This window comes from Stutzerimonas sp. S1, from assembly GCF_025966695.1.
Classification (GTDB): Bacteria; Pseudomonadota; Gammaproteobacteria; order Pseudomonadales; family Pseudomonadaceae; genus Stutzerimonas.
In genome coordinates, this window is sequence record NZ_JAOEIY010000001.1 from 379,992 (window position 1) to 396,661 (window position 16,670).

14 protein-coding genes and 1 riboswitch are annotated in these 16,670 nt (G+C 64.3%); of the genes, 3 read left to right on the forward strand and 11 right to left on the reverse strand.

Annotation, left to right across the window (positions count from 1 at the left end):
* Positions 1-28: 28 nt before the first annotated feature.
* Complete coding sequence (locus N8H22_RS01790; protein WP_264588909.1) at positions 29-1,102, forward strand: NAD(P)-dependent alcohol dehydrogenase; 1,074 nt, start codon at positions 29-31, stop codon at positions 1,100-1,102.
* A gap of 53 nt (positions 1,103-1,155) precedes the next feature.
* On the opposite strand, the gene serB is transcribed toward N8H22_RS01790, so the two are convergent.
* Entirely contained in the window at positions 1,156-2,370 is a 1,215-nt protein-coding gene (gene serB / locus N8H22_RS01795) for a phosphoserine phosphatase SerB (RefSeq protein ID WP_264588910.1), read from the reverse strand.
* 175 nt (positions 2,371-2,545) lie between these two features.
* Here serB and N8H22_RS01800 point away from each other — a divergent pair, with 175 nt between their 5' ends.
* Positions 2,546-4,069: an AhpA/YtjB family protein gene (locus tag N8H22_RS01800; RefSeq protein ID WP_264588911.1), complete on the forward strand. Its 1,524-nt coding sequence runs from the start codon at positions 2,546-2,548 to the stop codon at positions 4,067-4,069.
* A gap of 162 nt (positions 4,070-4,231) precedes the next feature.
* Here N8H22_RS01800 and N8H22_RS01805 read toward each other — a convergent pair whose 3' ends face one another.
* The 9 genes from N8H22_RS01805 to N8H22_RS01845 form a co-directional block, all read right to left on the reverse strand.
* On the reverse strand, positions 4,232-4,939 hold the full coding sequence (locus tag N8H22_RS01805) for a PqiC family protein (RefSeq protein WP_264588912.1): 708 nt from the start codon (positions 4,937-4,939) through the stop codon (positions 4,232-4,234).
* 193 nt (positions 4,940-5,132) lie between these two features.
* Positions 5,133-7,391: a DNA topoisomerase IV subunit A gene (gene parC / locus N8H22_RS01810; protein ID WP_264588913.1), complete on the reverse strand. Its 2,259-nt coding sequence runs from the start codon at positions 7,389-7,391 to the stop codon at positions 5,133-5,135.
* Positions 7,388-7,915 (reverse strand): TIGR02281 family clan AA aspartic protease, encoded by a 528-nt coding sequence (locus tag N8H22_RS01815; protein ID WP_264588914.1) that lies wholly within the window; start codon positions 7,913-7,915, stop codon positions 7,388-7,390. The genes parC and N8H22_RS01815 overlap by 4 nt, the downstream gene beginning before the upstream one ends.
* On the reverse strand, positions 7,912-8,895 hold the full coding sequence (locus tag N8H22_RS01820) for an esterase-like activity of phytase family protein (RefSeq protein ID WP_264588915.1): 984 nt from the start codon (positions 8,893-8,895) through the stop codon (positions 7,912-7,914). Before N8H22_RS01820 ends, N8H22_RS01815 begins: the two co-directional genes overlap by 4 nt.
* Positions 8,892-10,778, reverse strand: a complete 1,887-nt coding sequence (gene parE, locus N8H22_RS01825; protein ID WP_264588916.1) for a DNA topoisomerase IV subunit B — start codon at positions 10,776-10,778, stop codon at positions 8,892-8,894. Before parE ends, N8H22_RS01820 begins: the two co-directional genes overlap by 4 nt.
* A 15-nt stretch (positions 10,779-10,793) precedes the next feature.
* Positions 10,794-11,411, reverse strand: a complete 618-nt coding sequence (locus tag N8H22_RS01830; RefSeq protein WP_264588917.1) for a YqiA/YcfP family alpha/beta fold hydrolase — start codon at positions 11,409-11,411, stop codon at positions 10,794-10,796.
* 77 nt (positions 11,412-11,488) lie between these two features.
* Positions 11,489-12,304 (reverse strand): 3',5'-cyclic-AMP phosphodiesterase, encoded by an 816-nt coding sequence (cpdA, locus tag N8H22_RS01835; RefSeq protein ID WP_264588918.1) that lies wholly within the window; start codon positions 12,302-12,304, stop codon positions 11,489-11,491.
* Positions 12,305-12,416: 112 nt separating this feature from the next.
* Entirely contained in the window at positions 12,417-12,863 is a 447-nt protein-coding gene (locus N8H22_RS01840; protein ID WP_264589327.1) for a DUF1249 domain-containing protein, read from the reverse strand.
* A complete protein-coding gene (locus tag N8H22_RS01845) occupies positions 12,860-13,477 on the reverse strand; it encodes an NUDIX domain-containing protein (RefSeq protein ID WP_264588919.1) in 618 nt (205 codons plus the stop codon). Before N8H22_RS01845 ends, N8H22_RS01840 begins: the two co-directional genes overlap by 4 nt.
* A gap of 216 nt (positions 13,478-13,693) precedes the next feature.
* On the opposite strand from N8H22_RS01845, the gene N8H22_RS01850 reads away from it, so the two are divergent.
* A complete protein-coding gene (locus tag N8H22_RS01850; RefSeq protein ID WP_264588920.1) occupies positions 13,694-14,431 on the forward strand; it encodes an RsiV family protein in 738 nt (245 codons plus the stop codon).
* A 57-nt stretch (positions 14,432-14,488) separates the two neighbouring features.
* On the opposite strand, the gene thiC is transcribed toward N8H22_RS01850, so the two are convergent.
* On the reverse strand, positions 14,489-16,372 hold the full coding sequence (gene thiC, locus N8H22_RS01855; protein WP_264588921.1) for a phosphomethylpyrimidine synthase ThiC: 1,884 nt from the start codon (positions 16,370-16,372) through the stop codon (positions 14,489-14,491).
* Between the two features lie 101 nt (positions 16,373-16,473).
* Positions 16,474-16,580: riboswitch (TPP riboswitch) on the reverse strand.
* Positions 16,581-16,670: the final 90 nt, after the last annotated feature.

Sequence of the window (16,670 nt, forward strand, 5' to 3'; positions counted from 1 at the left end):
CGCCTTTTGATCCTTGAGGAGCCACACCATGGCCATGATGAAAGCCGCCGTGTTCGTCGAACCGGGTCGTATCGAACTGCAAGACAAACGCATTCCCGAGATCGGCCCCAACGATGCCCTGCTGCGCATCACCACCACCACGATCTGCGGCACAGACGTGCACATCCTCAAAGGCGAGTATCCGGTCGAGCGCGGCCTGACCATCGGCCACGAACCGGTTGGCATCATCGAGAAGCTGGGCAGCAATGTGCAGGGTTATCAGGAAGGCCAGCGGGTCATTGCTGGTGCCATCTGCCCGAACTTCTCCTCGTATGCCAGCCAGGATGGCCTGTCATCCCAGGATGGCGGCTGCAGCTGCCATGGTTACAAGCCCATGGGCGGCTGGCGCTTCGGCAACACCATCGACGGCACCCAGGCCGAGTACGTGCTAGTACCTGACGCTCAGGCCAATCTGGCGCCGGTGCCCGACGGGCTGACCGACGAACAGGTGCTGATGTGTCCGGACATCATGTCCACCGGTTTCGCCGGCGCCGAGGCGGCCAACATCAAGATTGGCGACATCGTGGTGATCTTCGCCCAGGGGCCGATCGGCCTCTGCGCCACCGCCGGCGCCAAGCTGCGCGGTGCCAGCACCATCATCGCCGTGGACGGCGTCGATGCGCGGCTGGATATCGCGCGGCAGATGGGCGCCGACGTTACGCTGAACTTCCGCAATGTCGATGTCGTGGACGAGATCATGAAGCTGACCGGCGGACGCGGGGTTGACGCTTCGATCGAAGCCCTGGGTTTGCAGTCGACCTTCGAGAGCGCCCTGCGGGTGCTCAAGCCCGGCGGCACGCTATCGAGCCTGGGCGTGTACTCCAGTGACCTGACCATCCCGCTGGGCGCCTTCCATGCCGGCTTGGGCGACAACAAGATCATTACGTCGCTGTGTCCTGGCGGCAAGGAACGCATGCGCCGGCTGCTGAACGTGGTGGCTTCTGGGCGGGTCGACCTCAGCCCGCTGGTCACCCACCACTATGCCCTGAGCGATATCGAGTCGGCCTACGACCTGTTCGCTCACCAGCGTGACGGCGTGCTGAAGGTCGCGATCAAGCCCTGACGAAGCCTTGCCATGCGGGACGGCAACCGTCCTGCATGGCTGGGTCATCGAAGTTACTCGGCGCCTTCGCGATCGCGGTAACCGAGCAGATAGAGAATGCCATCGAGCCCTAGGGTGGAAATGGCCTGCTTGGCCGACTGTTTGACCAGAGGCTTGGCACGGAACGCCACGCCGAGCCCCGCAAGTCCGAGCATCGGCAGGTCATTGGCACCGTCGCCAACGGCGATGGTCTGCTCGAGGCACAACCCTTCCTGCTCGGCCAGTTGGCGCAACAGGTCGGCCTTGCGCTGGGCGTCGACGATCGGCTCGACGGCCACCCCGGTGACCTTGCCGTTCTCGATCTGCAATTCGTTGGCAAATACGTAATCGATGCCGAGCCGCGCCTGCAGCTGCTTGGCGAAATAGCTGAAACCACCGGAGAGAATCGCCGTCTTGTAACCGAGCCGCTTGAGTTCGGCGAACAGCAGTTCGGCACCCTCGGTCAGCCGCAGGCTGGCACCGATATCCGCCAAAACTTTTTCCGACAGGCCCTCAAGCAGCGCCAGGCGCTCCTTGAAGCTGGCGCGAAAATCCAGCTCGCCGCGCATGGCGCGCTCGGTGATTTCCATCACCTGCTCGCCGACGCCGGCAGCCTTGGCCAGCTCGTCGATGACCTCGGCCTCGATCAGTGTCGAGTCCATGTCGAACACCGCCAGACGGCGATTGCGGCGGAAGATCGAGTCACGCTGGAAGGCGATGTCGACGTTCAACTCCTGCGCCACGCTGAGGAACTCCGCACGCAGTGCCGCAGTATCTTCCGGCTCACCACGCACGGAGAACTCGATGCAGCCCTTGCCCAGCTCCTCGGGCATGTCCAGCGGCATACGCCCGGACAGGCGGTCGATGTGGTCGATGTTCAGGCCGTACTTGGCAGTGATCGAACTCACCCGCTGCAGCTGCTCGGCGGTCACCTTGCGCGTCAGAAGAGTCACAATGTGCCGCGGCTTGCCCTGGCCGGCCACCCACTGCTGATAGTCGTCTTCGGAGACCGGCGTGAAGCGCACCTGCTGGTCATGCTTGTAGCCCATGAACAGCACATCCTTGAGCACCGCCGACGCACCCTCGCTATCGGGCAGCTCGACCAGGATGCCGAACGACAGGGTGTCATGGATCACCGCCTGACCGATGTCGAGGATGTTCACGCCCCCCTGCGCCAGGACGCCGGTGATGGCCGCTGTCAGCCCGGGACGATCTTCCCCGGTGATGTTGATCAGGACGATTTCGCGCAAGGCGCAACTCCCATGACAAATAAGGCGGGCATTCTACAACAACTGCGCCCACCGAGCCGGTAGCCAGCGATCCGCTACACGGCTGCACTTCGTCCGCTTTGAACATGAGACCTTCAGCCGCAATCGCGCTTTCCGTATACTGCGCGCCAATTCCCTTCGAGAAGAGCCGAGCTCTGTGAACCGGCCCGCACCCCTCAAGCCAGACAATTTCTTCCTGATGATCTACCGCGCGCTGCGTCAGCATCGCGTGCCGCTGGTGCTGCGCATCGCCAGCCACACGCTGCTGCTGGTGGCACTGGCGCTGATCATCTACGCCTGGGTGATCGGCATGCAGTTCAAGCATGCCATGGAGCAGCAGGCCGATGCCCTCGGCCAAAGCCTGGTAACCCAGACTGCCGCCTCTGCCACCGACCTGCTGGTGGCCAACGACATCCTCAGTCTCAACGTGCTGCTGAGCAATCTGGTGAAGAACCCGCTGGTCGCTCATGCCGCCATCTACAGTGTGGACAACCGGGTGCTGGCCGAATCCGGCGCGCGGCCACAGCACAGCCTGCTCGGCGACGACAACGGGCTGTATTCCACACCGATCAGTTTCCAGGAGGTGATCGCCGGACACCTGCGCATCAGCCTGGACATGGAGCAATTCCAACAGCCGATGACCATCAGCCTGCAGAGCATGGGGCTGCTCAGCCTGATCCTGCTGGCGCTGGCGTTGACCTTGAGCATGCGCCTGGGGCGCCAGCTGTCCACGCCGCTGATGCAACTGCGCCTGTGGCTGCGTGACCCGGACGACCCGGCACCCGGCGCCGGCCGTCAGGACGAGATCGGCGATCTGGCCCGGCAGCTCCAGGCACGCCTGGTACCGGAGAAGCCCGAGCCGGAGATCGATCTCGGCGAGATGCTCGACGATGGTTATTTCGACCAGGGCGATACCAGCGCCTTTGACGAGACACCTGCGACCAGGCCGTCCGCACCGACCGAACCACGGTTTGCCGAACCGGCACTGTCGCGCCAGACGCTGCCGGCAGACGACGGGCTTGACGACGGATTCGATCCGTTCGCCCAGGATGACCCGCCACTTGCAGCGCCCTACGTGCCGGTTGTAACGCCACCGGCCACGCCAGCGAAGAGTGCGGTGCTGGCCATCCAGCTCGGCGGCCAGGAGCAGCTGCGACGCCTGCCGCGTGAGCGCCTGACCGATCTGCTGCAGCGCTATCGGGATTGCCTGCAACAGGCCGCGACGCTCTATCAGGCCGAACTGCAGACGCTCAACGACGGCAGTAGCCTGATGCTGTTCCACAGTCAGGACGACGAGCAGAACTATCTCACCCATGCCATCTGCTGTGGCGAGCTGATGCGCGCCCTCGGCCATGCGCTGCAGATCGAGGTAGCCGATAGCGGCATAACCTTGCAACTGCAACTGGGCCTGACCGAAGGCGAAGGACTCTACGAACTCAGCCAGGGCGACCTGCTGCTCAGCGACGCCGCCCAGGCCGCCCTGGCGATGTCGCTGCACAGCCGCAATCTGCTGCTGGTTGAGCGCAGCATCGGCGAGGATCCACTGATCAAGCAGCGCGCACGCATCCGCCCGATCGCCAGCCCGGAAGGTGCCTGCTGCGTCGAGCGCCTGCTCGAGCCCTACCCTTCATTGCTGGAGCGGCAGCTGGCCCGCATGCACGAGCTGCGCCAGCGCGGCTGACTACTGCCGCTCGCCACGCACCTTTCCTAGCGCGCTACGAGCGCCGACCTGCTGCAACTCCAAAGCCGGAAAATGACAGGCAGCCGACTGCGCAGTCGTGAAGAGCAGACGTGGTGTAGGGAGGGGATCGAGGACCGCGAGCCTTAGCCGGCCCGCGCCTTATCAGAAGCGGAACACTTCCATATCGGTACGGATCGGCTCGATGGCGGGAATCCGTGGCATATCCGCTTCGGCGGACTTGTTCTGCGCTTTGGCGGGCTCACGCTTCGGCACTGCCGGCTTGGCGGTCGCCAGCGGTTCGATCTCCGCCGCCAACATCTCGCTGAGACGTTGTAGCAACACGCTCTGGGCATGCACCTGATCCGCCGTAGAGCCCTGATGCGCCTCCTCCAGGCGAACCAGTCGGCTGCCCTGCTGCTTGCCCTGCTTATCCAGAAGACGCCACTGGGCCTCCAGCACCGCCGGGTGCGCCGGCCCGGAATCCAGCCGGGTAATCGCCAGTTCGACCTGAACCTCTGGCGCAAAGCCGGCGCCCGCAGGACTCAGCTGCAAGCGCTGGGTTTTCAGCCGCCAGGCCAACTGGCGCAGCAGCAGCTGCTCGACATCGCCCTGCAAACTGCCAGCCCAGCGTGCCTGCTGCGCGTCGGCCGCCAGGCTGCCGTCGGGTAGGCGCTGCAGCAGGGCATCACGCTGCAGGTAATCGGCCAATGTCACCGGCCCCAGCAACACTGCCGGCCCGCCGGACTGCTCGGGCAACTCGGTGGCGCCATTCTCCAGGCGATACATGGGCAGTGGCTGCTGCAGCATGCAGCCGGACAAGCTGGCGCTGAGCACCAGCAAGACAGTCGAGAGACGCAGCAACTTGTTCATTACCTTCTTAACACCATGATCAAGGCCTTGCGCCGCCGGTTCGGGCAGGCGCCAGCCCCTCGGGAACCTCACCGAACGGCCGGCCAGACGGTTCGCACCGATCCGATGGTTGGATCGACAGAGCGTCGCCAGTTTGAAAGTTGGCTATCTTCCGTGAATCCAGCCGGGGATGCCAGCACTGAAGCACAGCTGATCAGCCCGCGCTCTCGACCTGCAACCCATCGACGCGCTGGAAGCCGCGCGGCAGCTTGTTACCCCGCCGCCCACGTTCGCCCTTGTAGTGTTCCAGATCATCGGCCTTGAGTGACAGCGTGCGTTTGCCGGCCTGCAGGGTCAGCGTCGCGCCTACCGGCAGCACGGCCAGATCGACAAGGTATTCCTCGCGACTGGCAACGCGCTCACCGGGAATACCGATGATCTTGTTGCCCTTGCCCTTGCCCAGCTGCGGCAGGTCGCGCACCGGGAATACCAGCAGGCGACCCTCGGTCGTCACCGCAGCCAGCCAGTCCTCATCGCGGCTGTTCAACGGCCGCGGTGCGACCACTTTCGCGCCGGCCGGCAGTGACAACAGCGTCTTGCCAGCCTTGTTCTTGGCCTGAAGATCCTCGCCCTTGACCACGAAACCGTAGCCGGCATCCGAGGCGATCACGTACAGGGCGTCGTCATCGGGTAGCAGCACGCACTCGAAACTCGCGCCTGGCGGCGGCGTCAGGCGGCCGGTCAACGGCTCGCCCTGACCGCGGGCCGAGGGCAACGAATGCGCCGCCAGCGAGTAACTGCGTCCGGTGCTGTCAATGAACACCGCGAACTGGTTCGAGCGCCCGGCGGCAGCGGCCTTGAAACCGTCACCGGCCTTGTAGGACAGCCCGGTCGCATCGATGTCGTGGCCCTTGGCGCAGCGCGCCCAGCCCTTCTCGGAAATCACCACGGTGACTGGTTCGGACGGTAGCAGCTCGTTTTCCGACAGTGCGCGGGCCTCGGCCCGCTCGATAATCGGAGAACGCCGTGCGTCGCCGTAAGTTTCGGCATCGGCCAGCAGCTCCTTGCGCACCAGCTTCTTCAACTTGGCTTCGCTACCAAGCAGCGCCAGCAACTGCTCACGCTCTTTCATCAGCTCGTCCTGCTCGGCGCGGATCTTCATTTCCTCCAGCCGCGCCAGCTGGCGCAGGCGAGTGTCGAGGATATAGTCGGCCTGCAGTTCCGACAGATCGAAGCGCGCCATCAGCACCGGTTTGGGCTGATCCTCGGTCCGGATGATGTGGATTACCTCATCGAGATTGAGGAACGCCACCAGCAAACCGTCCAACAGATGCAGGCGCTTCTCCACCTTGTCCAGGCGGAACTGCAGGCGCCGACGCACGGTGCCAATGCGATACACCAGCCACTCGCTGAGCAGGGTGCGCAGGTCTTTCACCTGCGGCTTGCCGTCCAGGCCGATGACGTTGGTGTTGACCCGGTAGCTGGACTCCAGGTCGGTGGTGGCGAACAGGTGGGTCATCAGCTCGTCAGCATCCACACGATTGGAGCGCGGGATGATGACGATGCGGCAGGGGTTCTCGTGGTCCGACTCGTCGCGCAGGTCGGCGACCATCGGCAGCTTCTTGGCCTGCATCTGCGCGGCGATCTGCTCCAGCACCTTGGCGCCAGAGACCTGGTGCGGCAGCGCGGTGACCACAATATCGCCGTCTTCAACGCGATACACAGCGCGCATGCGTACCGAGCCGCGACCGCTTTCATAGATCTTCAGCAACTCCGCGCGCGGCGTGATGACTTCCGCCTCGGTAGGGAAATCCGGACCGAGAATATGCTCGCAGAGCTGCTCGACGGTAGCGTTCGGCTCGTCGAGCAGACGCACGCAGGCAGCCGCAACTTCGCGCAGGTTGTGTGGCGGTACGTCGGTGGCCATGCCCACGGCGATGCCGGTGGTGCCGTTGAGCAGCAGGTTGGGCAGGCGCGCCGGCAGGGTCGCCGGCTCGTCGAGAGTGCCGTCGAAATTCGGCACCCAATCCACCGTGCCCTGACCCAGCTCGGACAGCAGCACCTCGGAATAGCGCGACAGCCGCGCCTCGGTGTAGCGCATCGCGGCGAACGACTTGGGATCATCCGGTGCACCCCAGTTGCCCTGGCCGTCGACCAGGGTGTAGCGGTAGCTGAACGGCTGGGCCATCAGCACCATGGCCTCATAGCAGGCGCTGTCGCCGTGGGGGTGGAACTTGCCGAGCACGTCACCGACGGTACGCGCCGATTTCTTGTGCTTGGCATCGGCATTCAGGCCCAGCTCGCTCATCGCGTAGACGATGCGCCGCTGCACGGGCTTCAGGCCGTCGCCGATATGCGGCAAGGCGCGGTCCATGATCACGTACATGGAGTAGTTCAGGTAGGCCTGTTCGGTGAACTCGGCGAGGGAGCGACGCTCCACGCCGTCCAGGCTCAAGTCGAGGGATTCGCTCATGGTCGATCCGTGGCAGATTGGCGCAACACCAGGGTGCCGGCGCGCTGGGTGAATTCGAGTTGTTTCAGGGCGCTCATGCCGAGCAGTACCTGCTCGCTGAGGAAGCCCGGCGCAATGATGGCGCGCACGTTACGCAGCACGATGTCGCCAAGCTGCAGGCTGGCGATTTCCGTGCGAAAACCTGTGGTCTTGCCGTTGGCGGTCTGCAGCATTACCGGCGCACCACGCTGCAGACGCAGACGCTCGGCCAGCTCGACCGGCACCGCCACGTCGGTGGCACCAGTGTCGAGCAGGAAGGTGACGGGCACCCCATTGATCTGCCCGCCGGCGACGAAGTGCCCGCTGCGATTGCCGGCCAGCTGCACCTCGATCTGGCCGCCGTCGATGCGCGAGACCGGCTCGCGGTTGGGATTGACACGCTCGTCTTCCCAGTCGGCAAAGAACCGGGTGGCGAGAAACAGACCGGCGGCCCAGGCGAGCACCAGCATCACTCGCCCGGCCCGTCGACCGACCGTCTGGCTCACGGCTGCTCGCCCCAGCCGCCGGCAGGTGCGGCGAAGCGCCAGACGATCGGATGCTGCTTGCCGTCGCCACGCTGCAGGCCGTTGTTGTCGACGCCGATCCAGGCTCCTTCGGCATCGACCCACAGGGCCTCGGCGGTGCCGAACCGCGTCGGGTAGCGTCGCTCCTCGCTCAACGCCGTTGCGGCGAACGACCAGCAACGCTCCCTCTCACCGCTGGCCGGCGCGCGACGGCACAGCCGATGCGCCAGCGGCTCCAGGGTGAACAGTTTGTCTTGATGGAAGGCGACTGCGGTAAAACCCGGCGGCGCAGGCTGCAACCCCAACGCCGGCGGCGGCAGCTCCCGGCCACCCTCGGACAGCAGCACACAACCGCCGGTGCAGTACCAGCTGTTCTGTCGGCGATGCAGCACCAGCAAGCCGCGGCGCTCGCGCTCGGCGGCCAGCCAGAGGCGCTCCGCGCTCGGGTCGACGGCAATACCCTCGAACATGGCGTTGAAGTGCAGCAGCATGCCGCTGGCGCGTGCCTGGCGCACCAGCGACGGCGGCAACCGCAGCCATTCGGCGCTGCCGGCAGGGTTGACGCGCAACACCGCCGCATGCGCTTCGCTGACCAGATAGCGATTACCCAGGCTGTCGCAACTCAGTCCCTCGAAATCCATCTGGCCGCCGCGCAGCTGGCCGCTAACCCAGGCACGCATACGCATGCCCCAAGGCAGCCCACTGTCCGGCGGGGCCGGCACCTCGAAGCGTTCGGCCTCGGCCTGCCATTCGCCGACACCATCGCGCAGGCGGTAGAGCTGGTTATCGTCGCGATCGGATACCGCCCACAGCGCATCGCCACACCAGGCCAGTCCCGACAGGTTGCCGGCCGTCATGCCGGCGATCGCATGCTCGCTGAGCAGCTCCAGCTCGCTCGCCGCGGCCGTAACCGGCAGCGGTGCGACGGCCAGACACAACAGCGCGAGCCAGCGACGGATCAAATCAGCACCTCGGCCAGATTACCCTTGGACTCCAGCCAGCTCTTGCGGTCGCCGGCGCGCTTCTTGGCCAGCAGCATGTCCATGATCTCGCGGGTGCCGTCGAAGTCGTCGAGAGTCAGCTGTACGAGCCGGCGGGTGTTTGGATCCATGGTGGTTTCGCGCAGCTGCGGCGGGTTCATCTCGCCAAGCCCCTTGAAGCGGGTGACCTGCGGCTTGCCGCGACGCTTCTCGGCCACCAGACGCTCGAGGATGCCGTCGCGCTCGGCCTCGTCGAGGGCGTAGAAGATGTCCTTGCCCAGATCGATGCGGTACAGCGGCGGCATCGCCACATAAACGTGGCCGGCTTCCACCAGCGGGCGGAAATGCTGGACGAACAGCGCGCACAGCAGCGTGGCGATGTGCAGACCGTCGGAGTCGGCGTCGGCGAGGATGCAGATCTTGCCGTAGCGCAGCTGCGAAAGATCGCTGGAGCCCGGATCGAGCCCCACCGCCACAGCAATGTTGTGCACTTCCTGGCTGGCCAGCACCTCACCGCCATCCACTTCCCAGGTATTGAGGATCTTCCCGCGCAGCGGCAGGATCGCCTGAAACTCCTTGTCGCGCGCCTGCTTGGCGCTACCGCCGGCCGAATCACCCTCAACCAGAAACAGTTCGGCGCGCGCCGGATCCTGGCCCGCGCAGTCAGCCAGCTTGCCCGGCAACGCCGGTCCCTGGGTGACCTTCTTGCGCTCGATCTTCTTGCTTGCCTTGAGCCGGCGACCGGCGTTGCTGATCGCCAGTTCGGCGAGCTGCAGGCCCATTTCGGGGTTGGCATTGAGCCAAAGGCTGAAGGCGTCCTTGACCACGCCGGAGACGAAAGCGGCTGCCTCGCGGGAGGACAACCGTTCCTTGGTCTGCCCGGAGAACTGCGGCTCCTGCAGCTTCATCGAGAGGACAAAAGCGATGCGTTCCCAGACATCCTCCGGCGCCAGCTTCACTCCGCGCGGCAGCAAGCTGCGAAACTCGCAGAATTCGCGCATGGCATCCAGCAAGCCCTGACGCAGGCCGTTGACATGGGTGCCGCCCTGAGCGGTAGGGATCAGGTTGACGTAACTTTCCTGGATACTGTCGCCGCCCTCGGGCAGCCACAGCAGTGCCCAGTCCACCGCTTCGGTATTACCCGCCAAGGCGCCAACGAAGGGTTGGTCCGGCAGACGAGCGAACTCGCTGACCGCGTCGACCAGGTAGGAACGCAGGCCGTCCTCGTAATGCCACTCGACCTTCTCGCCGCTGGCCTTGTCCTCGAAGCTGACATTCAGTCCAGGACAGAGCACCGCCTTGGCCTTGAGCACGTGCTTCAAGCGGCTGATGGAAAACTTCGGCGAATCGAAGTACTTGGCATCCGGCCAGAAATGCACGCTGGTACCGGTGTTGCGCTTGCCCACCGTACCGATGATCTCCAGATCGCTGGCCTTGAAGCCGTCGGCGAAGCTCATGCGGTACTCGTTGCCATCGCGACGGACGGTGACCACCACTCGGGTCGACAGCGCGTTGACCACCGAGATACCCACGCCATGCAGGCCACCGGAAAACTGGTAGTTCTTGTTGGAGAACTTGCCGCCGGCGTGCAGCTTGGTCAGGATCAGCTCGACACCGGGCACGCCCTCGTCCGGATGGATGTCCACCGGCATGCCGCGGCCGTCGTCGATGACCTCCAGCGAGTGGTCGGCATGCAGGATCACCTGCACCGACCTGGCGTGGCCAGCCAGCGCCTCGTCGACACTGTTGTCGATGACTTCCTGGGCGAGGTGATTGGGCCGCGAGGTATCGGTATACATGCCCGGGCGCTTGCGCACCGGATCGAGACCGGAAAGGACTTCGATGGCTTCTGCGGTGTAAGACATGGACGTCTCGATAGCTTATGAATCGGAAAAGTCGGTTGCGAGCCAGAGCGCCGGATCGAATCCGGCGAATGCCAGCAGCGCTGGCAGACGCTCGACAAAGCCCTGAAAACCGTGATCGCCGCCTGCCTGGATGCGCACAGCGCAGCCTTGGTAGAAGCCGGCGGCATGACGATAGTCCAGCGTTTCGTCGCCGGTCTGCAGCCAGACCTGATAGCGCTCGGCATCCTGCGGCGGCGGCACTTCCAGCTCCGCCAGCGCCGCGACATGGTCATGAGTAAGCTCCCAGACCTCGCCGCTGTAGAGATTGGTCTGCGGCCCCAGATAGCCGTCGAAACGCCGATGTGGCGTCACCGCCGGATTGATCAGCAGCGCGCGCAAACCGTGCCGTTCGGCGAGGTGGGTCGCATAGTAGCCGCCGAGGGAGCTGCCGACCAGCAGCGGCCTCCCCAGCTCGGCGAGCGCCGTCTCCAGCTGGGCGATGGCCTGACGCGGGTGGTGGTGCAGCGCAGGCACGCGCAGGCGCTCGGCCATGCCGATACGCGCCAGCGCGCGACTCAGCTGACGAGCCTTCTGCGACAGCGGCGAACTGTTGAGGCCGTGGATATAGAGGATGGCGGGCTGATCGCTGGTCATTCGGTTCGCTGGCAGGCAAAGGACGGGGAAGGCTACAAGGCGGACGCCGCAAGGTGCAAGCCGCCTGCCGGCGAGATTCAGTAGCCCTTGACGCTGTAGTCCACCTCGAACGCGATGCCATTGACCCGCGACACGCCAGTTTCCAGGCGCCCGTCGCCATACAGCCGCAACCAGCGATAGCCGGGGGCCAGGGTATCGACCTGGAAGCTCTCGCTGCGAGGTGTGAACTGCACGCCAGTGGAAGGCGAGGCGAGCAAGCGCACGCCGTTACGCGACTGGTCGAACTCCTGGTGGATGTGCCCCCAAAGCAGTGCCCGCACGTTGCTGTAACGATCCAGCACCTCGAACAGCCGCTCGGGCTCTTGCAGGCCGATGCTGTCCATCCAGCGGCTGCCGACCGCCACCGGATGATGGTGCAGGCACACCAGATGATGCCGTTCGGGGGCAGCGCGCAGTGTATCGTCGAGCAGCTCGAGCTGCTGTCCGTCCAGCATGCCGAATACCGCGCCGGACACCAAGGTGTCGAGCATGATCACGCGCCAGCCGCCAAGTTCCAGCACCGGCTCCATCAGGCGCGTGCCGCGCGTTGCTTCGAGCATGGCCGCACGCTCGTCATGATTGCCCGGACACCAGCGCGCCGGAGCGGCAATCCGTGCGGACAGTTCACGAAAGCGCAGATACGACGCCACCGAGCCATCCTGAGACAGATCGCCGGTAGCCAGCATCAGGTCGATCCGCGGCTGCTCAGCGAGCACCAGGTCGATCACCCGCTGCAGGCTTTCGCAGGTATCCATGCCCAGAAGCTTGCCTTCCGCTGGCGCGAACAGATGGCTATCGGTGATCTGCACCAGCAGCACCGACTCTTCAGCAGCAGTCAGGGACGCACCAAGCAAGGGCCCTTCTCCTTGAGGGAAATCGCAAACGAATTATGGTAGGGCACACGCGGGAGGGAAACCGCAGGAAGTGGGCGTGGATCACAGAAACGGCGCTCGCCCGGGCGGGCGCTCAGAGCACCGGTTCCAGCTCGTGGCCGCACGCCTGACAGTGGCCCAGCCACTCACCGAGGAACAGATTGAGCTGCGTCTTCTCATCGGGCTGGTGCATCTGCGCGTTGGGGTAGGCATAGATGCCACGCAACCGCCGGGCATTCTCGGCGCGGATGACCTCGGCCATGCGCGCGTCGTGGTAGACCCGCACCTCCATCTTGGGCACCGGCAACCAGCTCAGGCAGTGTTCCTGACTGACCTGCAGCGTCGTGGTGTAGGGACAGCTTTCCAGCACCTCGAGTACCAGCACACCAAGCAGCAGGTCACCTTGACTGATGGCGATGCGGCGCGCCTCGCACGCGTGACGCATGTTCGGCAACAGACGCATCAGGCGCAGATAATTGGCCTCGCAGGCAGCCTGCAGTTCCAGCAGGTCGACGCGGTAGCGCTCGCGCGTTTTTCTCATGTCCAAGCCCCCCGCACCTTGTCGCGATTCAGCGCCAGCCACTGCAGCGCGATGATGCTGGCGGCATTGTCGATACGACCGTCTTCCACTGCACACAGCGCTTCCTGCAATGTCCAGACGTGCACGCGGATATCCTCGCCCTCCTCGTCCAGGCCGAAGATGCCGTCTGCGCCCTCACTGTCGCAATGACCGATATACAGATGAACGCGCTCATCGCTGCCACCTGGCGAAGGAAAGTACTGACTGACCGGCCACAGCGCTCCCAACTCAAGTCCGGCCTCTTCGATCGCCTCGCGACGCGCGACCTCCTCGGGTTGTTCGTCCTTGTCGATCAACCCCGCCACCAGCTCTATCAGCCAGGGATTGTCGACCTTGCCCAACGCGCCGACGCGGAACTGCTCGATCAGCACCACCCTGTCCAGACGCGGATCGTAAGGCAGCACGCAGACCGCATCATGACGCACGAACAACTCGCGACTGAGCTCGACACCCATCTCGCCACTGAACTGACGATGGCGCAGGTGCAGGCGCTCCAGCCGGTAGAAACCGCTGAAACATTGCTCTCGTCGGAGGATCTCGACATCATCCGGGCCGGGCTTGAAGGTTTCGCTCATGGGTACTACTCACATATCGGTTTGATCCGCGCCGCACGCCGCCGCGGATGACTGCAACCGTCACATCGTGAGCGGCTTCGACTCATCCTAACGCGCGGTTTCTTCTGGCGCAGCCCTTTGCAGACCACCGTTCCCGGAGAAAGCTCCGTGCACTGGCCAGCACGAACTTCACGCCGCATCCGTAATCGAAAGCGCACCGTCATGCTTGGACGAACCATGAATTCACCCGTTTCCATCCGCAAGTTCATCATGCTGAGTGGCTTCGCCATGCTACTGAGCGCCTGCCAGCACTTTTCCGCAGAGCATCCGATCGAAGTCCGCCAGAACCTCACCGAACAGCGACCGACCGGCTGCACCGGAGAGAGCTGCCCGCTGGTGAACATCGACACCCTGGACTTCGCCGACGAACCGCAGCTGAATCGCCTGATTGACGCGCGCCTGCGACAGATGACCGTTAACGGCCCGGACGAGCGCCTGCCCGAGTCGCTGGCAGGCTACGAGGCCGAATTCCTGCGCAACGCCGAACCCGGCTGGGCCAGCTACCTGCAGGCCAAGCTACGTGAGCAGCACGGCAACACGCTGGTCGTAGAGCTCTCGAGCTATCTGTACACCGGCGGCGCCCACGGCATGCCCGGCCGCGGCTTCATCAACTACGACCGCGAGCGCGATCGCGAGCTGCGTCTGGACGATGTACTGATCCCGGGTCAGGAAGGCAACTTCTGGCGTGTTGCGCGCCAGGCGCACCAGCGCTGGCTGGCGGAGAACGGCCATGCCCAGGACCCCAGGTTCATCGACTCATGGCCCTTCCAGCAAACCGCAAACATCGCGCTGCTGAAAGACAGCGTGCTGCTCAAGTACGACGTGTACAGCATTGCGCCGTACTCAAGCGGGCACCCTGAACTGTTCATTCCCCATGAACAGCTGGAAGGCATTCTGAAAGCGAAATATCTCTGAGGATACGAAGCGGGCCGGCATCTGCCGGCCCGCTTCGACTCGTCTACAGCCTGTCGGTCAAACCTGCTTGTAGATCACCGAGCCCTCATCCTTGAAGCGCGAGGACTGCTCGGCGAAGCCGGCCTCGATGGCCTTCTGCTCGTCGGTCAGGCCGTGCTCGGCGGCGTACTCGCGCACTTCCTGGGTGATCTTCATCGAGCAGAACTTCGGCCCGCACATGGAGCAGAAGTGCGCGACCTTGGCCGACTCCTTCGGCAGCGTCTCGTCGTGGAAGGCGCGCGCGGTGTCCGGATCGAGGCCGAGGTTGAATTGGTCCTCCCAGCGGAACTCGAAGCGCGCCTTGGACAGCGCGTTGTCGCGGATCTGCGCGCCCGGGTGGCCCTTGGCCAGGTCGGCGGCATGCGCGGCGATCTTGTAGGTGATGATGCCGGTCTTCACATCATCCTTGTTCGGCAGGCCGAGGTGCTCTTTCGGCGTGACGTAGCAGAGCATGGCGCAGCCGAACCAGCCGATCATCGCCGCGCCGATGCCGCTGGTGATGTGGTCGTAGCCCGGCGCGATGTCGGTGGTCAGCGGGCCGAGGGTGTAGAACGGCGCCTCGTCGCAGCATTCCAGCTGCTTGTCCATGTTCTCCTTGATCATCTGCATCGGCACGTGGCCCGGGCCTTCGATCATGGTCTGCACGTCGTGCTTCCAGGCGATCTTGGTCAGCTCGCCGAGGGTTTCCAGCTCACCGAACTGCGCGGCGTCGTTGGCGTCGGCGATCGAGCCGGGACGCAGGCCGTCGCCCAGCGAGAAGCTGACGTCGTAGGCCTTCATGATTTCGCAGATGTCTTCGAAGTGCGTATAGAGGAAGTTTTCCTGGTGGTGCGCCAGGCACCACTTGGCCATGATCGAGCCGCCGCGCGAGACGATGCCGGTGACCCGCTTGGCGGTCAGCGGCACATAGCGCAGCAGCACGCCGGCGTGGATGGTGAAGTAGTCCACACCCTGCTCGGCCTGTTCGATCAGGGTGTCGCGGAACAGCTCCCAGGTCAGGTCTTCGGCGATGCCGCCGACCTTCTCCAGCGCCTGGTAGATCGGTACGGTACCGATCGGCACCGGCGAGTTGCGGATGATCCACTCGCGGGTTTCGTGAATGTGCTTGCCGGTGGACAGGTCCATCACGGTGTCCGAACCCCAGCGGATGCCCCAGGTCAGCTTGGCGACTTCTTCTTCAATGCTCGAACCGAGAGCACTGTTGCCGATATTGCCGTTGATCTTCACCAGGAAGTTGCGGCCGATGATCATCGGCTCCAATTCGGTGTGGTTGATGTTGGCCGGAATGATCGCGCGGCCGCGGGCGACTTCGCTACGGACGAATTCGGGGGTGATTTCCTTGGGAATGGCCGCGCCGAAGCTCTGCCCGGCATGCTGTTCCTGGAGCAATCCGGCTTCGCGCGCCTCAGCGAGCTTCATGTTCTCGCGGATGGCGACATACTCCATCTCGGGGGTGATGATCCCCTTCTTGGCATAGTGCATCTGGCTGACATTGGCGCCCGCTTTGGCCCGGCGCGGGTTGCGCACGTGGGCGAAGCGCATGGCCGTCAGCTCGGCATCGTTCAGGCGGCGCTGGCCAAACTCGGAGGTCAGCCCCGGCAGTTTCTCGGTATCGCCGCGCTCCTCGATCCAGGCGCTGCGCACGTCGGCCAGCCCCTTACGCACGTCGATGCTGACAGTTGGGTCGGTGTAGGGGCCGGAGGTGTCATACACCGTGACCGGGGCGTTGATCTCGCCCCCGAAGTCAGTGGGTGTCACGTCCAGGCTGATCTCGCGCATCGGCACGCGGATGTCCGGACGCGAGCCCTGCACATAAATTTTCTGCGAACGCGGGAAAGGTTGGATGGACTGCTGGTCGACCTGAGCGGATTCGCTGAGGTTCTTCGGTTGTTCGGCACGCATCGGCTGACTCCAGATTGGTGTCGGAGCGAACCTGAAAAACACGGCGGGTAAAGGGCATCGGGCGCGCCGGGATTGGCGCCGAGTGAACTCGCCGGAACGGCTGGCGAGCACATCTTGTTCCCTACGCAGGCCTTAACCTGATCAGGTTCAACGGGATCCGGAACTTTCCGATCTCAGCCTTCGCTTCAAGGCACCCCGACAAGAACGGGAGTGAGTCTAATCAAGACCCGCGGGGAAAACCACGCTGACAGACGCTGCGAACCGACCATTCGGTCATTTTCCCCACTCGTGCGCCGCG